Here is a 14,848-nt window from a genome sequence, read left to right on the forward strand (position 1 = left end):
TCGATTGGAGTTATCGCTTGGTCTGGCGCTCAATAGCCGCGTCATCAGAAAGGTCTTCGCCATGTCCGACGCCAAAACGCCCCCGATCCTGACCACCAGCGCAGGCGCGCCGGTCGCCGACAACCAGAACAGCCTGACGGCGGGGCCGCGGGGCCCGGTGCTGATGCAGGACTGGCAACTGCTGGAGAAGCTGGCGCACCAGAACCGCGAACGCATCCCCGAACGGGTCGTCCACGCCAAGGGCTGGGGCGCGCACGGCACGCTGCGGATCACGGGTGACATCTCGAAATACACCCGCGCCAAGGTGCTGCAGCCGGGGGCGGAGACGTCGATGCTGGCCCGGTTCTCGACCGTGGCGGGTGAGATGGGCGCGGCGGACCATGAGCGCGACGTGCGCGGCTTTTCGCTGAAGTTCTACACCGAGGAAGGCAACTGGGACCTGGTGGGCAACAATACGCCCGTCTTCTTCGTGCGTGATCCGCTGAAATTCCCCGATTTCATCCATACGCAGAAGCGCCATCCGCGCACCAATCTGCGCAGCCCCACGGCCATGTGGGACTTCTGGTCACAGTCGCCGGAGAGCCTGCATCAGGTGACGACCCTGTTCTCGGATCGCGGTCTGCCGATCACGCCGATGCACATGAACGGCTATGGCTCGCACACCTACAGCCTGATCAATGCGGCGGGCGAACGCCACTGGGTCAAGTTCCACTTCAAGACCCGCCAGGGCCACAAACACTACACCAACGCCGAGGGCGAACAGGTGATCGGCCAGTCGCGCGAGGGCTATCAGGAGGCCCTGTTCGGGGCCATCGAGAGCGGCGCCTTCCCGCAGTGGACGGTGCAGGTCCAGATCATGAGCGAGGCCGAGGCGGAACTGACCAGCTACAACCCCTTCGACCTGACCAAGGTCTGGCCGCATGGCGAGTTCCCGCCCATCGAGATCGGGGTGCTGGAGCTGAACCGCAACGCCGACAACTATTTCGCCGAGATCGAACAGGCCGCCTTCAGCCCGTCGAACATCGTGCCGGGCATAGGGCATTCGCCGGACAAGATGCTGCAGGCGCGGGTGTTCTCCTATGCCGACGCCCACCGTTATCGACTGGGCACCCACTATGAGGCCCTGCCGGTGAATGCGCCCAAATGCCCGGTGCATCACTATCACAAGGACGGGGCGATGCGGTTCTTTGCCAACAACCCGAACCCGGACGCCTATTATGAGCCGAACAGCTTTGGCGGGCCGGTGGAGGCGCCGGAATACCGCGAGCCGCCGCTGAAAATCACCGGCGACGCAGACCGCTGGAACCATCGCGAAGGCAACGACGACTACAGCCAGCCGCGCGCCCTGTTTGAACTGTTCGACGCCGGCGAGCGCCAGCGGCTGTTCTCCAACATGGCCGCCGCCCTGCAGGGGGTGCCGGACTTCATTCTGGAGCGCCAGTTCGCCCATCTGGAGCAGGTGCATCCCGACTATGCCGCAGGCGTCCGTGCGGCGGTTGAGGCCGATAAGGCCAAGGCCGGGGAAGACCCGACCACTCTGCCGATGCATCTGCGCGCGGCCCGTGGTCTGGAGATCGCAGAATAGTCTGGCGCGGACAGGTTAGGAGACCGAGACGGACTTGGGCCGGGCGTCGAAAGACGTCCGGCCTTTCTGCTAGAAAGGCCTCAGGAGACTTGCCCATGACCCTGACCGCCCTGATCGACGCCATCCCGGAGCATGGGCGCGAGGTCGCGCGCAATCTGGCGGTTCTGGTCGAGGATGCCACCCTGACGGACCAGCAGAAGTGGGGCTGTTTCCTGGCCTGCGCGCACGGCATCGGGGCGGCATCGGTGGTGCGGGCGTTCGAGGCTGAGGCGCAGGCGCGGTTGTCGCCGGAAGCGGCGGACGCCGCACGGTCAGCAGCGGCCCGGATGGGCATGACCAACATCTATTACCGGGCGCTGCACCTGATGCGGAACCGCGAATATGAAGCCATGCCGACCCGGCTGCGGATGAATCTGGCGGCCCCGGTCGGGGTGGAGCGGCTGGATTTCGAGCTGTGGGCGCTGGCGGTGTCGGCGATCAATGGTTGCGGCGCCTGTCTCGACGCGCATGAGGGCGAGTTGAAAAAACATGGCGTCGAGCCTGCCGTCGTCCAGACCGTGCTGCGCATCGCCGCCGTGGTTCATGCCGCCAGCCGGGTGATCGCCTCGGCTGAGGCGGTCGCTTCAGCTTAGGGGTAAGGTATTCAGCGTCAGGCGTCATTCCGGGGCGTCCGAAGGGCGAACCCGGAACCCAGGAGGCTCGCAACCTACGTGGAACCTCTTCAGCAGTATGACTGCGGCCCTGGGTTCCGGGTTCTTCGCTTCGCTCAGCCCCGGAATGACGAGCGGAGAGGTTGTGCTTCGAAAGGCGACGCCGCCTAGCTCAGCGGCTTCAGCCTGATTTCGAACAACTGCGGCCAGCGTTTGCCGGTGACGAACAGGCGCTTGCCCGCCGCATCCCAGGCGATGCCGTTCAGGACATCGTCGTTCGGGTCCATGCCGGGGTCATTGGGAACTAGGCTGCTGAGGTCGATGAAGGCCTTCACCTGTCCGGTCGCCGGGTCGATGCGGGCGATGCGGCTGTCCTGCCAGATATTGGCCAGCAACTCGCCGTCGACCCATTCCAGCTCATTGATCTGGTCCAGCGGCTGGCCGTTGGCGGTGACGGTGATGCGGCCGGTCTCGGCCAGGGTCTCGGGGTCGAAGAAGCGGATCTGGTCGGTGCCGTCGCTCATGATCAGGCGGGCGCCGTCATTGGTCAGGCCCCAGCCCTCGCCTGTGTAGGAGAACCCGCCCAGGGCCGAGAAGTCGTCCAGCTTCCAGATGAAGCCGATCTGGTTGCGCCAGGTCAGATTATAGAGCTTGCCGTTCAGCGCCGTGGAGCCTTCGCCGAAATAGATGGTCGGCAGGTCGCGCTGGCGCAGCACCTGTCCGGTCTCCAGTCGGACCTGCCGGATGAAGGACGGATACAGGCCCGTGCTCTCGTAAAGGTCGCCGTCATGGAAGAAGAGGCCCTCGGTGAAGGCCTCGTCGTCATGGGGATAGGCCTTGACCACCTCGAAGCCCTGAACCGGAACCTCGGCATTGGCCCGCAGGCCCGCGCCCGTCGCCAGCATGAGGCCGAGATAAAACGCGGCCAGAAGCGACGACGGACGGGACATGGGCGTCAGACCTTTTCTGCGGCCTCCGCCTCGGCCTTGACGGCGCGGGCTTCGGCCTGATCAGCCTCGGCGCGGGCACGCTCCGCCAACTCCTTCTTGGTGGAGGAGCGACGGTTCAGCATGTTCAGCGCCTCGACACCGGCCGAGAAGGCCATGGCAGCGTAGATGTAGCCCTTCGGCACGTGGAAGCCAAAGCCGTCTGCGATCAGAACCATGCCGATCATCAGCAGGAAGCCCAGGGCCAGCATGACCACGGTCGGGTTCTTGTTGATGAAGTTGGCCAGAGGATCCGCGGCCAGCAGCATCACGGTCACGGCGACCAAAACCGCCACCACCATGATCGGCAGATGCTCGGTCATGCCGACAGCCGTCAGGATCGAGTCGATCGAGAAGACGATGTCCAGAATGATGATCTGGAAGATGGCCGCGCCCGCGTTGGTGATCATCACGTCCTTCTTGTCCAGGACGGCGGGCGAAGGCGTCGGGTCCACGCTGTGGTGGATTTCCTTGGTGGCCTTCCAGACCAGGAACAGGCCGCCTGCGATCAGGATCAGGTCCTTCCACGAGAAGGAATTGCCCATGACCGTGAAGACCGGCTGAACCAGGCCGACCAGCCAGGCGATGATGGACAGAAGCGCCAGCCGCATGATCAGCGCCAGGCCGATGCCGATGCGCCGCACCTTGGAGCGCTGGTGCTCCGGCAGCTTGTTCGAAAGGATCGAGATGAAGATGAGGTTGTCGATCCCCAGCACCACCTCCATCACGATGAGGGTCACCAATGCGGCCCAGGCGGCCGGATCGGAGAACAGGGGGATGATGCTGTCGAGCATTGAGGTTGGGGGTCCTAGGGGGAAAACGTGAAGCGAAATCGCTAGGGCCGCGCTTGGTTCCGATCAAGCGGGCGGGTGCGGCGTTATGGTCGCACCCAGCCGTGAGACAGGGGCGCACAGCCTTGACGCGCGGCGTTATCGCGCAGGCATCGACCTTGGTGGGCCATCACACAATGTTGCGAGCAGCAAAACCCCGTGCTATCAGGCGCCCGGCTTGAAGGGGGCGTATTCACGGATACGGCCTCTGTCGTGCTTTTCCTAAGCATTTCAAGCTTCTGACCGGTGTGATCCTCACAATCGGTCGCGACCCTGACACAACGACCTCGGACCCTAATCAGTGGCTGATGATTTCAGAACGACGGAAGTCGGCGATCGATACGCACAGGCGCTGTTTGATCTGGCGTTGGAAACTGGCCGTCTGGACGCTGTCCGCGCCGACCTGCAGTCGCTGAAGGCGGCCTGGATCGACAGCGCAGACCTGCGCCGCCTGGCCACCTCGCCGGTGATCGCCGCTGCGGATCAGGCCAAGGGGCTGGTCGCCATCGCCGCCAAGGCCAAGTTCGAAAAGACCACGTCCAACTTCCTGGGCCTGCTGGCGCAGAACCATCGCGCCAAGGATCTGCCGGGCGTGATCGCTGGCTTCGACGCCCGCTACGCCAAGCACGCCGGCATCGTCGCCGCAGAGGTCGTGTCGGCCCAGGCGCTGGACGCCAAGCAGGTCGCCGCAATCACCGCTGCTCTGTCCAAGGCTTTGGGCAAGGCGCCGGAACTGACCGCCCGCGTCGATCCGTCGATCCTGGGCGGCCTGAAGGTCAAGGTCGGCTCGAAGCTGTTCGACGCCTCGCTGAAGACCAAGCTCGACCAGATGAAGTTCGCCCTCAAGCGGGCCTAAGCCCCGCCCCGATCCACAAGAATGTAGCGCGCCTGAACGGCGCAACCGCAAAGACTGAAGAACAGAGAGCCCGTCATGGACATCCGCGCCGCTGAAATCTCGGCCATCCTCAAGTCGCAGATCGCCAACTTCGGCGTCGAAGCCGACGTTTCCGACGTCGGCAGCGTGCTGTCGGTCGGCGACGGCATCGCCCGCATCCACGGTCTGGACAACGTCCAGGCCGGTGAAATGGTCGAGTTCCCCAAGGCTGGCGTGAAGGGCATGGCCCTGAACCTGGAGCGCGACAACGTGGGCGCCGTGATCTTTGGCGCTGACGCCGCGATCGCCGAAGGCGACGACGTTCGCCGCCTGGGTGAAATCGTGGACGTGCCGGTCGGCAAGGGTCTGCTGGGCCGCGTCGTCAACCCGCTGGGCGAGCCGATCGACGGCAAGGGCCCGATCGAGTTCACCGAGCGCCGCCGCGTGGACGTCAAGGCTCCGGGCATCATCCCACGTAAATCGGTTCACGAGCCGATGCAGACGGGCATGAAGGCCATCGACACCCTGATCCCCGTTGGCCGTGGTCAGCGCGAGCTGATCATTGGTGACCGTCAGGTCGGCAAGACGGCCGTCGCCGTCGACACCATCCTGAACCAGAAGGCCGTCAACAAGACCGATGATGAATCGGCCAAGCTGTACTGCATCTATGTCGCCGTCGGCCAGAAGCGTTCGACCGTTGCGCAGATCGTGAAAGCGCTCGAAGAAGCCGGCGCGATGGAATACACCATCGTTGTCGCCTCGACCGCGTCCGAGCTCGCGCCGCTGCAGTTCCTGGCGCCGTTCGCCGGCACCGCCATGGGCGAGTATTTCCGCGACAACGGCATGCACGGCCTGATCATCTATGATGACCTTTCCAAGCAGGCTGTGGCTTATCGCCAGATGTCCCTGCTGCTGCGCCGTCCGCCCGGCCGTGAAGCCTACCCGGGCGACGTCTTCTACCTGCACAGCCGCCTGCTGGAGCGTTCGGCCAAGCTGAACGAAGACTACGGCTCGGGCTCGCTGACCGCTCTGCCGATCATCGAAACACAAGCCAACGACGTTTCGGCCTACATCCCGACCAACGTGATCTCGATCACCGACGGCCAGATCTTCCTGGAATCGGACCTGTTCTATCAGGGCATCCGTCCGGCCGTGAACGTCGGCATCTCGGTGTCGCGCGTGGGTTCGTCGGCTCAGACCAAGGCGATGAAGAAGGTCGCCGGCACCATCAAGGGCGAGCTGGCCCAGTATCGTGAAATGGCCGCCTTCGCCAAGTTCGGCTCGGACCTGGACGCTTCGACCCAGAAGCTTCTGGCCCGCGGCGCCCGCCTGACCGAGCTGCTGAAGCAGCCGCAATACTCGCCGCTGGCGATGGAAGAGCAGGTTGTGTCGGTTTACGCCGGTACGCGCGGCTATATCGACGGCATCGCCGTCGGCGACGTGGGTCGCTTCGAGAAGGAGTTGCTGGCGCGCATCCATGCGAACCACGCCTCGCTGCTCGAAGGCATCCGCACTAAGAAGGACCTGACCTCGGACCTCGAAGCCGAGCTGAAGGAAATCCTGGCCGCCTTCGTCAAGACCTTCGCCTGAACCCCGCCGGATAGCTGAGAGAGTAGCGCCGGATGGCCAGCCTCAAGGAAATGCGCAATCGGATCGGAAGCGTGAAAGCCACGCAGAAGATCACGAAAGCCATGCAGATGGTCGCCGCGGCCAAGCTGAAACGCGCCCAGGATCAGGCCGAAAGCGCCCGTCCCTATGCGCAGAAGATGGCCTCGGTCATCGCCAACCTGGCCGCTGGCGTCTCGGGCGCTGATGCGCCCAGGCTGCTGGCCGGCACGGGCGATGAGAAGCGTCACCTGATCGTGGTCGCCACGGCGGACAAGGGTCTGGCGGGTGGTTTCTCCACCAACGTCATCCGCGCCGCTCGCGAACGGATCAACAGCCTGATCGCGTCCGGCAAGGACGTGAAGATCATCGCTGTGGGCCGCAAGTCGCGTGACCAGTTGACGCGTCTGTACGCAGACAAGGTGATCCACACCTTCGAACTGTCGGCGCACAAGACAATCGGCCTGCCTTCGGCCCAGCCGGTCGCCGAAATGATCGCCACGGCGTTCGAGGACGGTCAGGCCGACGTGGTCACTCTGTTCTACAGCCAGTTCAAGTCGGTGATCCAACAGGTTCCGACCGGCAAGCAGCTGATCCCGGCCGTGGTCGAGGGCGATGCGCAGCCGATCGACCTGAACGGCGCGGTCTATGAGTATGAGCCGTCGGAAGAGGAAATCCTTGAAACCCTGCTTCCGCGCAACCTGACGACCCAGATCCTGGCTGCTCTGTACGAGAACCAGGCGGGCTTCTTCGGTTCGCAGATGGCGGCGATGGACAACGCCACGCGCAACGCGGGCGACCTCATCAATGCCTTGACGCTGCAATACAACCGCAAGCGCCAAGCCCAGATCACTACCGAACTGATCGAGATCATCGCCGGCGCCGAAGCCCTCTGATCCCGACCGCACAGACATTCCGATACGGACCCCAGCCATGACCGACACCGTCGCCAAGAAACCCGCTGCCAAGAAACCCGCCGCCAAGAAGGCGCCCGCCGCCTCGGCTGCGACCGGCGCCACCGCAACCGGCCGCATCGCCCAGGTCATCGGCGCCGTCGTTGACGTCGAGTTCACCGGCGCCCTGCCGGCGATCCTGAACGCCCTGCACACCCAGAACGTTGACCAGAAGACGGGCGAGCCCTTCACCCTGGTGCTGGAAGTTGCTCAGCACCTCGGCGAGAACATGGTCCGCACCATCTCGATGGACACGACCGAAGGCCTGACGCGCGGCCAGGCCGTGACCGACACCGGCACCTCGATCCAGACCCCGGTCGGTCCGGGCGTGCTGGGCCGCATCATGAACGTCGTCGGCCAGCCGATCGACGAAGCCGGTCCGATCCAGACCACGGAATACCGCCCGATCCACCGCGAGGCTCCGACCTTCGAGGAACAGACGACCTCGTCTGAAATCCTGGTCACGGGCATCAAGGTGATCGACCTGATCTGCCCCTACACCAAGGGCGGCAAGATCGGCCTGTTCGGCGGCGCCGGCGTCGGCAAGACCGTCACCATGCAGGAACTGATCAACAACATCGCCAAGGCTTACGGCGGTTATTCGGTTCTGGCCGGCGTGGGTGAGCGCACCCGCGAAGGCAACGACCTGTATCACGAGATGATCGAGTCCAACGTGAACGTGGACCCGACCAAGAACAACGGCTCGACCGAAGGCTCCAAGTGCGCCCTGGTTTACGGCCAGATGAACGAGCCTCCCGGCGCCCGCGCCCGCGTCGCCCTGACCGGTCTGGCCCAGGCCGAGTATTTCCGCGACGAAGAAGGCAAGGACGTTCTGCTGTTCGTCGACAACATCTTCCGCTTCACCCAGGCCGGTTCGGAAGTGTCGGCTCTGCTGGGCCGTATCCCGTCCGCCGTGGGCTATCAGCCGACGCTGGCGACCGAGATGGGCAACCTGCAAGAGCGCATCACCTCGACCAAGAAGGGCTCGATCACCTCGGTCCAGGCCATCTACGTCCCGGCCGATGACCCCACCGACCCGGCGCCTGCTGCTTCGTTCGCCCACTTGGACGCAACGACCATGCTGTCGCGTGACATCGCCGCCCAGGCCATCTTCCCGGCTGTTGACCCGCTGGACTCGACTTCGCGAATCATGGACCCGCTGGTCATCGGCGAAGAACACTACCAGGTCGCCCGTTCGGTCCAGGAAGTGCTGCAACAGTACAAGGGCCTGAAGGACATCATCGCCATCCTGGGCATGGATGAGCTGTCGGAAGAGGACAAGCTGGTCGTTTCGCGCGCCCGCAAGATCCAGCGCTTCCTGTCGCAGCCCTTCTTCGTGGCCGAGCAGTTCACCAACTCGCCCGGCAAGTTCGTCGAGCTGGCCGACACGATCCGCTCGTTCAAGGGCATCGTGGCTGGTGAGTACGACCACCTGCCGGAATCGGCCTTCTACATGGTCGGCGCCATTGAAGAGGCCGTCGCCAAGGCCGAGAAGATGGCTGCGGAAGCCTGATCATGGCTGGAAAGCTGAACTTCTCTCTCGTCTCGCCGGAACGCGAGGTCTTCTCGGGCCTCGTGGACCAGGTCGATGCACCGGGCGTCGAGGGCGACTTCGGCGTCCTGCCGGACCACGCCCCCTTCATGACCGCGCTGCGCGAAGGTCTGGTCACTGTCTATAACGGCGGCGCCAAGACCCAGTACGACGTCAAGGGCGGCTTCGCCGACGTCAACGGCGAAGGCCTGACCATCCTGGCCGAACAGGCCGCCGAGGTCGCCGCGGCCTGATCCTGATTTAAGGATCGAAACGATTTGAGGCCCTGTGCTCCGGCACAGGGCCTTTTTCGTGCGCGCTTGCCGGGTTAGGACCAAGTCCATGACCGACGCCCTCGAAATCCACGGCCAGAACGATCCGCGCTTTGATGCGGTGCGCGAGGCCTTCGCCGCCAACTTCACCGATGCGCCCGAGGGGCTGAACGAACAGGCGGCGCGGTTCAGCGTGTTGATCGAAGGCGAGGCGGTCGTGGACCTGTGGGCGGGGCACGCCGATACGGCGAAGACGACGCCGTTCACGGATACGACCCTGACCTCGGTGTTTTCGACCGGCAAGGCGGTGATGGCGCTGCTGGCGGCAACCGCCGTCGAGGCGGGTGAACTGGATTATGACCAGGCGGTCGCCTCCCTGTGGCCCGAGTTCGGGGCGGCGGGAAAACAGGATGTGACCGTGGCGCAACTGCTGAGCCACCAGTCCGGCCTGCCGGGCTTCTCAGAGGCGGTTGAACCCTCCATCTGGTTCGACGCTCAGGCTGTGGTCGACAAGCTGGCGGCGCAGGCCCCGATGTGGGCGCCGGGAACCGCGTCCGGCTATCACCCGATCACGGTGGGCTATCTGGCCAATGAGGTGTTCCGCCGTGCGACCGGCCGGACCATGGGCCAGACCCTGCGCGAAGACTTCCCCGATCTGGATTTGTGGATCGGCCTGCCTGACAGCGAGCATGGCCGCGTCGCCCAGATGCGAAAGCCGACGGCGGCGCCCAGCCTTGGGACCATCGACCCGATCAAACAGGCGGCCTTCCTGGATCGCGGCTCGGCGCCGGCCGGTCGGGGTTCTGCAGAGTGGCGGCGGATGGAGATTCCATCGGCCAATCTGCACGGCACGGCGCTGGGGCTGGCGAAACTGTTGGGCGTGGTCGCCAATGAGGGACGGCTGGACGGCCGTTCGATCCTGTCGGGCCAGACGCTGGAGCAGCTGACCCGTGAACGCATCCACGGTCAGGACAAGGTGCTGCCCTATGTCATCAGCTGGGCGGCGGGCCTGATGCGCAATGACGGGCTGAACGTCTTTGGCCCGAACGAGGCCTGGGGCCATTACGGCTGGGGCGGGTCGATGGCGATGGCGGACCCGTCGCAGCGGCTGTCGGCGGCCTATGTGATGACGCGCCAGTCGCCCCACCTGATCGGCGATCCCCGCCCCCGGCGCCTGCTGGAGGCGGTTTACGCCGCCCTCTAGACCGTCTCCACCGCGCGAATGGCCTCGCGGGCGGCGCGGCTGCGGCGGAAAGCGGCTGCGGCGAAGACGCCTGCCCCGGCCCAGATGAAGCCGAAGGAGATGATCCGCAGCAGGGTCAGCTTCTCGCCTGCCCAGACGCCGCAGGCGAATTGAAGCGTCGGCGCCAGGAACTGGATGAAGCCCACCGTCGACAGGGGCAGGCGCCGCGCCGACCAGGCGAACAGGGCCAGAGGGATCACGGTCGCGGGGCCGCTGAACAGGGCCCAGGCCAGCCCCGTGGGTGACGAGAAGCCCACGGCCTGCCCATGGGTGACCAGCCAGCCCAGGAAGGTCGCGCCGATGGGCAGCAGCACCAGACATTCGACGAAAAGGCCGGTCTGGGCCGAGGCCTGAACCCGTTTCCGGATCACCGCATAGGCGCAGAAGGTCAGGGCCAGGGTCAGGCCGATGATCGGCACATGGCCAAGCGCAATGGTCTGGATCACGACGCCCACAGCCGCCAGCCCAATGGCCAGACCGCTGAGCCGGTCGATCTTCTCACGGAACAGCACAGCCCCCGCCGCCATGTTGAGCAGGGGATTGATGTAGTAGCCTAGGCTGGCTTCCAGCGTCGCATGGTGGGTGGTGGCGACGACGTAGAGGCTCCAGTTCGTGCCGATCAGCAGAGCCGATACGATCAGCCAGCCGAAGATGCGCGGATTGGACAGGGCCTTGCGCGCCTCGGCCGACTGGCCCGCCAGCAGCAGGACGATGGCGGCGATGAACACCGACCAGACCGCCCGGTGCGCCAGTATCTCAGGCGCCGTGAACCCATGCGCCGCCATGGCCATGAACAGCAGCGGCAGCAGCCCCCACAGGGTGTAGCAGGCGATGGCCGTGCCGACGGCGCGGCCGTCTGTAGGCGTGGCTGTGGCGGTTGCGCTCATGGCGGCAGGCTTTCGTTTCGTCCGGGGAGGAACGTAGAGCGGGCAACGGGCTCGTCATCCTCCGGGCCGCGCGCAGGCGCTGCCGAAGGATGACGAAAGCTGGAGATCAGATGGTGATGGAGCGATAGCCGGACGAGGACTTGATGACGCCCGTCTCGTCCAGAAGCTGGGCGATCTGGATGGCGTTCAGGGCCGCGCCCTTGCGCAGGTTGTCCGACACCACCCACAGGTTCAGGCCGTTCTCGATGGTCGGGTCCTTGCGGATGCGCGACACATAGACGGCGTGTTCGCCTGCCGCATCGACGGGGGTGATATAGCCGTCGTGCTCCTGCTTATCGATGACCAGCACGCCCGGCGCCTCCCGCAGGATGGCGCGGGCTTCGTCCGGGGCGATGGGGCGGTCGAACTCGACGTTCACGGCCTCGGAGTGACCCACGAAGACCGGCACGCGCACGCAGGTGACGGTGACCTGAATGTTCGGGTCCAGCATCTTGTGCGTCTCGTCCGACATCTTCTGCTCTTCGTCGGTCGAACCGTCTTCGAGGAACGAGCCGATGTAGGGGATGACGTTGAAGGCGATCTGTTTGGGGAATTTCTTGGGACGCGCATCGCCCAGGCCGTAGATGGCCTTGGTCTGGTTCCACAACTCGTCCATGCCTTCCTTGCCGGCGCCGGACACCGACTGATAGGTCGAGACGACCACCCGCTTGATCTTGGCCGCGTCATGCAGCGGCTTCAGCGCCGTGACCAGCTGGATGGTCGAGCAGTTGGGGTTGGCGATGATGTTCTTCTTGGTCGCGTCCTTGATGGCGTCCGGGTTCACCTCCGGCACGATCAGCGGCACGTCGGCGTCCTTGCGGAAGGCCGAGGAGTTGTCGATCACGATGGGACCGGCCTTGCCGATCTTTTCGGACCATTCCTTGGACACCGCACCGCCTGCCGACATCAGGACGATATCGACGGAGGAGAAGTCGAACTGTTCGATGTCTTGGCATTTGATGGTCTTGTCGCCGAACGAGACTTCCACGCCCTTGGACTTGCGCGAGGCGATGGCGTGAATCTCATCCACGGGGAATTCGACTTCCTCCAGGATGTTCAGCATTTCGCGGCCCACATTGCCCGTGGCTCCGACGATGGCGACGCGATAACCCATGATGCTTGTCCTTCGGACGCGCTAACGCTCGGCTCAGCGGAGCCTCGCTGCTTGAGCGCGATTTATGGTGTGTTGTGCATTTAGGCGTTCGCAGCCGCGAAGCAATCGCTTTTCGGCGCGGGGGACTTTAAGCAGGGCCGCCATGACCTCCCGTATCCGCAACGCCTACGATATCCGCGTGGAAGAAGGCGTTCTGACGCCCGATCCGGCCCAGGCCGACGTCATCACCGCGTTGGAGCGGTTGGAAACCGATCTGGGCAAGCGTGGCCTGTTCGGTAAGCCGCCAGAGGTGCGCGGCGTCTATCTGTGGGGACCGCCCGGACGGGGCAAGTCGATGCTGATGGACCTGTTCTATTCGGCGACGCCCGAGCCGCGAAAGACGCGCGCCCACTTCCACGCCTTTATGGCCCGCATCCACGATCTGGTGAAACAGTGGCGCGAGGGCGACGCCAGGACGCGCAAGGCCGTGTTCGGCACGCATAAGGGCGACGATCCGATCCCGCCGATCGCCAAGCTGATCGCCTCGGAAGCCCGGCTGCTGTGTTTCGATGAGCTGCAGGTCACAGACATCGCCGACGCCATGATCCTGGGGCGGCTGTTCGAGGCCCTGTTCGAGGACCGGGTGGTGCTGGCCATCACCTCCAACCGCGCGCCGGAGGAGTTGTACAAGAACGGCATCAATCGCCAGCTGTTCACCCCCTTCATCGACATCATCCGCCAGCGCTGCGTGGTGGTGGAAACGGCGGGTGCGCGCGACTGGCGGCTGGACCGGATGACCTCGGCCCAGGTCTGGCACACGCCGGATGACCGCGCGGGTTTCGACGACCTGTGGCGCGAACTGAAGGGCGGAGAGCCGGAAGAACCGGCGCATCTGACCGTGCTGGGCCGCGATGTGGTCGTTGACCGCACTGTGGGATCGATGGCGCGGGCGACCTTCAACGACCTGTGCGCCAAGCCGCTGGGCCCGCAGGACTATCTGGCCATCGCCCAGCGGTTCCACACGCTGTTTCTGGAAGATGTGCCGATCCTGAGTTCGGCCAACCACCATGAGGCGCGGCGTCTGGTGACCCTGGTGGACGCGCTTTACGAGGCCAAGACCAAGCTGATCGTGCTGGCGGCGGCCAAGCCTGAGGCCCTCTATACCGAGGGCGTCGGCGCATTCGAGTTCGAACGCACCGTGTCGCGCTTCAACGAAATGCAGAGCAAGGACTGGCTGGCGCACGTTCGCGATTGACGGCTAGGGTGAGGGCTCAACCGGAGAGTTCCCGATGCGCCGCCTCGCCCTGACCGCCGCCCTTCTGATGACTGTCGCGCCTGTGGCGGCGGCGCCGGCGCTGGCCCAGACCCCGGCTGTCGCACCTGCGTCCAGCGGCCTGCGGGCGGCCGATGTCAGCGCCTGGCTGACGCGACTGGGCGGACAGGTCGGGCCGGTGCAGACGGCGGACGGCCAGACCTGGTTTGCAGTCAATAATGCGGGCCTGACCTGGGCGGTCTTCTTCAACAGCTGTCAGGGCGATCTGTGTCAGGACGTGCAGTTCAGCGCCGTCGTGGCCAGCCCGGCGGTGACGCTTGATGTCACCAACACCTGGAACCGCGAGAACCGCTTTCTCAAGGCCTTCTATACGGCGGGCGCGGACGGCAAGGCCCCAACGGCTACGGCCCAGTATGATGTGCTGACCGTGCCGGGGCAGGGGATGGAGCAACTGACGGACCCGCTGGCGGTGTGGCTGCAACTGCTGCCGCTGTTCGCCACCCATGTTGGCCTGACGCCGCAGTAGTCTTGATCCCTCTCCCGTCGGGAAAGGGAAAGAAAAAGGGCCGTGGATCGCTCCACGGCCCTTTCCATAGACATCAGGCGCTCAAGCAGCGCGGCTCCGCGAGCCGCGCGATAGCGCCCGCTGGCTCTTATGCCAGCGAGGAATCAATGTCCTTGCAGGCCTGCAGCAGGCCCTGGACCGAGGCGACCGACTTCTCGAACATCGCCTTTTCTTCGTCGTTGGTGGTGAACTCGACCACCTTCTCGACGCCGTTCGCGCCGATCAGGGCGGGAACGCCGACGTAAAGGTCCGACAGGCCGTATTCGCCCGACAGCCAGACGGCGCAAGGCAGGACGCGCTTCTGGTCCAGCAGGTAGGACTTGGCCATGGCGATGGCGGATTCAGCCGGCGCATAGAAGGCCGAGCCGGTCTTCAGCAGGGCCACGATCTCGCCGCCGCCCTTGCGGGTGCGGTCGACGATGGCGTCCAGATCGGCTTGGCTCAGCAGGCCAGCGGCGACGG

14 protein-coding genes and 1 pseudogene are annotated in these 14,848 nt (G+C 64.8%); 10 read left to right on the top strand and 5 right to left on the bottom strand.

Features of this window, described 5'->3' with window-relative positions:
- Nucleotides 1-61 precede the first annotated feature (61 nt).
- Nucleotides 62-1,585: a catalase gene (locus QZ281_RS06600; protein WP_292226212.1), complete on the top strand. Its 1,524-nt coding sequence runs from the start codon at nt 62-64 to the stop codon at nt 1,583-1,585.
- Nucleotides 1,586-1,680: 95 nt separating this feature from the next.
- A complete protein-coding gene (locus QZ281_RS06605) occupies nt 1,681-2,217 on the top strand; it encodes a carboxymuconolactone decarboxylase family protein (protein ID WP_292226215.1) in 537 nt (178 codons plus the stop codon).
- Nucleotides 2,218-2,402: 185 nt separating this feature from the next.
- Here the strand turns inward: QZ281_RS06605 and QZ281_RS06610 are convergent, their stop codons facing one another.
- Both QZ281_RS06610 and QZ281_RS06615 read right to left on the bottom strand, forming a co-directional pair.
- Entirely contained in the window at nt 2,403-3,185 is a 783-nt protein-coding gene (locus QZ281_RS06610; RefSeq protein WP_292226217.1) for a glutaminyl-peptide cyclotransferase, read from the bottom strand.
- Nucleotides 3,186-3,190: 5 nt separating this feature from the next.
- Nucleotides 3,191-4,015, bottom strand: coding sequence for a TerC family protein (locus tag QZ281_RS06615; protein ID WP_292226225.1), 825 nt, complete (start codon nt 4,013-4,015; stop codon nt 3,191-3,193).
- Nucleotides 4,016-4,352: 337 nt separating this feature from the next.
- Between QZ281_RS06615 and QZ281_RS06620 the strand changes: the two genes are divergently transcribed.
- The 6 genes from QZ281_RS06620 (at nt 4,353) to QZ281_RS06645 (ending at nt 10,490) form a co-directional block, all read left to right on the top strand.
- Complete coding sequence (locus QZ281_RS06620; RefSeq protein WP_292226227.1) at nt 4,353-4,907, top strand: F0F1 ATP synthase subunit delta; 555 nt, start codon at nt 4,353-4,355, stop codon at nt 4,905-4,907.
- 75 nt (nt 4,908-4,982) lie between these two features.
- Nucleotides 4,983-6,515: a F0F1 ATP synthase subunit alpha gene (gene atpA / locus QZ281_RS06625; RefSeq protein WP_292226237.1), complete on the top strand. Its 1,533-nt coding sequence runs from the start codon at nt 4,983-4,985 to the stop codon at nt 6,513-6,515.
- 32 nt (nt 6,516-6,547) lie between these two features.
- The gene (locus QZ281_RS06630) at nt 6,548-7,426 is read left to right on the top strand and encodes a F0F1 ATP synthase subunit gamma (protein ID WP_292226239.1); all 879 of its coding nucleotides are present in this window, start codon (nt 6,548-6,550) and stop codon (nt 7,424-7,426) included.
- Between the two features lie 37 nt (nt 7,427-7,463).
- Entirely contained in the window at nt 7,464-8,996 is a 1,533-nt protein-coding gene (gene atpD, locus QZ281_RS06635) for a F0F1 ATP synthase subunit beta (RefSeq protein WP_292226242.1), read from the top strand.
- A gap of 2 nt (nt 8,997-8,998) precedes the next feature.
- Nucleotides 8,999-9,268: an ATP synthase F1 subunit epsilon gene (locus tag QZ281_RS06640; RefSeq protein ID WP_292226244.1), complete on the top strand. Its 270-nt coding sequence runs from the start codon at nt 8,999-9,001 to the stop codon at nt 9,266-9,268.
- An 88-nt stretch (nt 9,269-9,356) separates the two neighbouring features.
- Nucleotides 9,357-10,490, top strand: a complete 1,134-nt coding sequence (locus tag QZ281_RS06645) for a serine hydrolase domain-containing protein (RefSeq protein WP_292226247.1) — start codon at nt 9,357-9,359, stop codon at nt 10,488-10,490.
- Here the strand turns inward: QZ281_RS06645 and rarD are convergent.
- Together rarD and QZ281_RS06655 are read right to left on the bottom strand one after the other, a co-directional pair.
- The gene (gene rarD / locus QZ281_RS06650) at nt 10,487-11,416 is read right to left on the bottom strand and encodes an EamA family transporter RarD (RefSeq protein WP_292226249.1); all 930 of its coding nucleotides are present in this window, start codon (nt 11,414-11,416) and stop codon (nt 10,487-10,489) included. The two genes, QZ281_RS06645 and rarD, sit on opposite strands and share 4 nt — an antisense overlap.
- Before the next feature lie 106 nt (nt 11,417-11,522).
- Nucleotides 11,523-12,569 carry an aspartate-semialdehyde dehydrogenase gene (locus QZ281_RS06655; protein WP_292226252.1) on the bottom strand — a complete coding sequence of 349 codons (1,047 nt, stop codon included), beginning with the start codon at nt 12,567-12,569 and terminating at the stop codon, nt 11,523-11,525.
- Between the two features lie 142 nt (nt 12,570-12,711).
- Between QZ281_RS06655 and zapE the strand changes: the two genes are divergently transcribed.
- Entirely contained in the window at nt 12,712-13,803 is a 1,092-nt protein-coding gene (zapE, locus tag QZ281_RS06660; protein ID WP_292226255.1) for a cell division protein ZapE, read from the top strand.
- Between the two features lie 34 nt (nt 13,804-13,837).
- Nucleotides 13,838-14,347: a YbjN domain-containing protein gene (locus QZ281_RS06665; protein WP_292226258.1), complete on the top strand. Its 510-nt coding sequence runs from the start codon at nt 13,838-13,840 to the stop codon at nt 14,345-14,347.
- A 127-nt stretch (nt 14,348-14,474) separates the two neighbouring features.
- Here QZ281_RS06665 and QZ281_RS06670 read toward each other — a convergent pair.
- Nucleotides 14,475-14,848 (bottom strand): annotated as a pseudogene (locus QZ281_RS06670) (malate dehydrogenase); the annotation flags it as partial.

The organism is Brevundimonas sp. (genome assembly GCF_018608325.1).
GTDB lineage: Bacteria > Pseudomonadota > Alphaproteobacteria > Caulobacterales > Caulobacteraceae > Brevundimonas.

What these genes read in the sequence shown, in the direction of transcription:
- QZ281_RS06600 (WP_292226212.1), top strand. Translation starts at nt 62, where the DNA reads ATGTCCGACGCCAAAACGCCCCCGATCCTGACCACCAGCGCAGGCGCG.
- QZ281_RS06605 (WP_292226215.1), top strand. Translation starts at nt 1,681, where the DNA reads ATGACCCTGACCGCCCTGATCGACGCCATCCCGGAGCATGGGCGCGAG.
- QZ281_RS06610 (WP_292226217.1), bottom strand. Translation starts at nt 3,185, where the DNA reads ATGTCCCGTCCGTCGTCGCTTCTGGCCGCGTTTTATCTCGGCCTCATG.
- QZ281_RS06615 (WP_292226225.1), bottom strand. Translation starts at nt 4,015, where the DNA reads ATGCTCGACAGCATCATCCCCCTGTTCTCCGATCCGGCCGCCTGGGCC.
- atpA (WP_292226237.1), top strand. Translation starts at nt 4,983, where the DNA reads ATGGACATCCGCGCCGCTGAAATCTCGGCCATCCTCAAGTCGCAGATC.
- QZ281_RS06630 (WP_292226239.1), top strand. Translation starts at nt 6,548, where the DNA reads ATGGCCAGCCTCAAGGAAATGCGCAATCGGATCGGAAGCGTGAAAGCC.
- atpD (WP_292226242.1), top strand. Translation starts at nt 7,464, where the DNA reads ATGACCGACACCGTCGCCAAGAAACCCGCTGCCAAGAAACCCGCCGCC.
- QZ281_RS06640 (WP_292226244.1), top strand. Translation starts at nt 8,999, where the DNA reads ATGGCTGGAAAGCTGAACTTCTCTCTCGTCTCGCCGGAACGCGAGGTC.
- QZ281_RS06645 (WP_292226247.1), top strand. Translation starts at nt 9,357, where the DNA reads ATGACCGACGCCCTCGAAATCCACGGCCAGAACGATCCGCGCTTTGAT.
- rarD (WP_292226249.1), bottom strand. Translation starts at nt 11,416, where the DNA reads ATGAGCGCAACCGCCACAGCCACGCCTACAGACGGCCGCGCCGTCGGC.
- QZ281_RS06655 (WP_292226252.1), bottom strand. Translation starts at nt 12,569, where the DNA reads ATGGGTTATCGCGTCGCCATCGTCGGAGCCACGGGCAATGTGGGCCGC.
- zapE (WP_292226255.1), top strand. Translation starts at nt 12,712, where the DNA reads ATGACCTCCCGTATCCGCAACGCCTACGATATCCGCGTGGAAGAAGGC.
- QZ281_RS06665 (WP_292226258.1), top strand. Translation starts at nt 13,838, where the DNA reads ATGCGCCGCCTCGCCCTGACCGCCGCCCTTCTGATGACTGTCGCGCCT.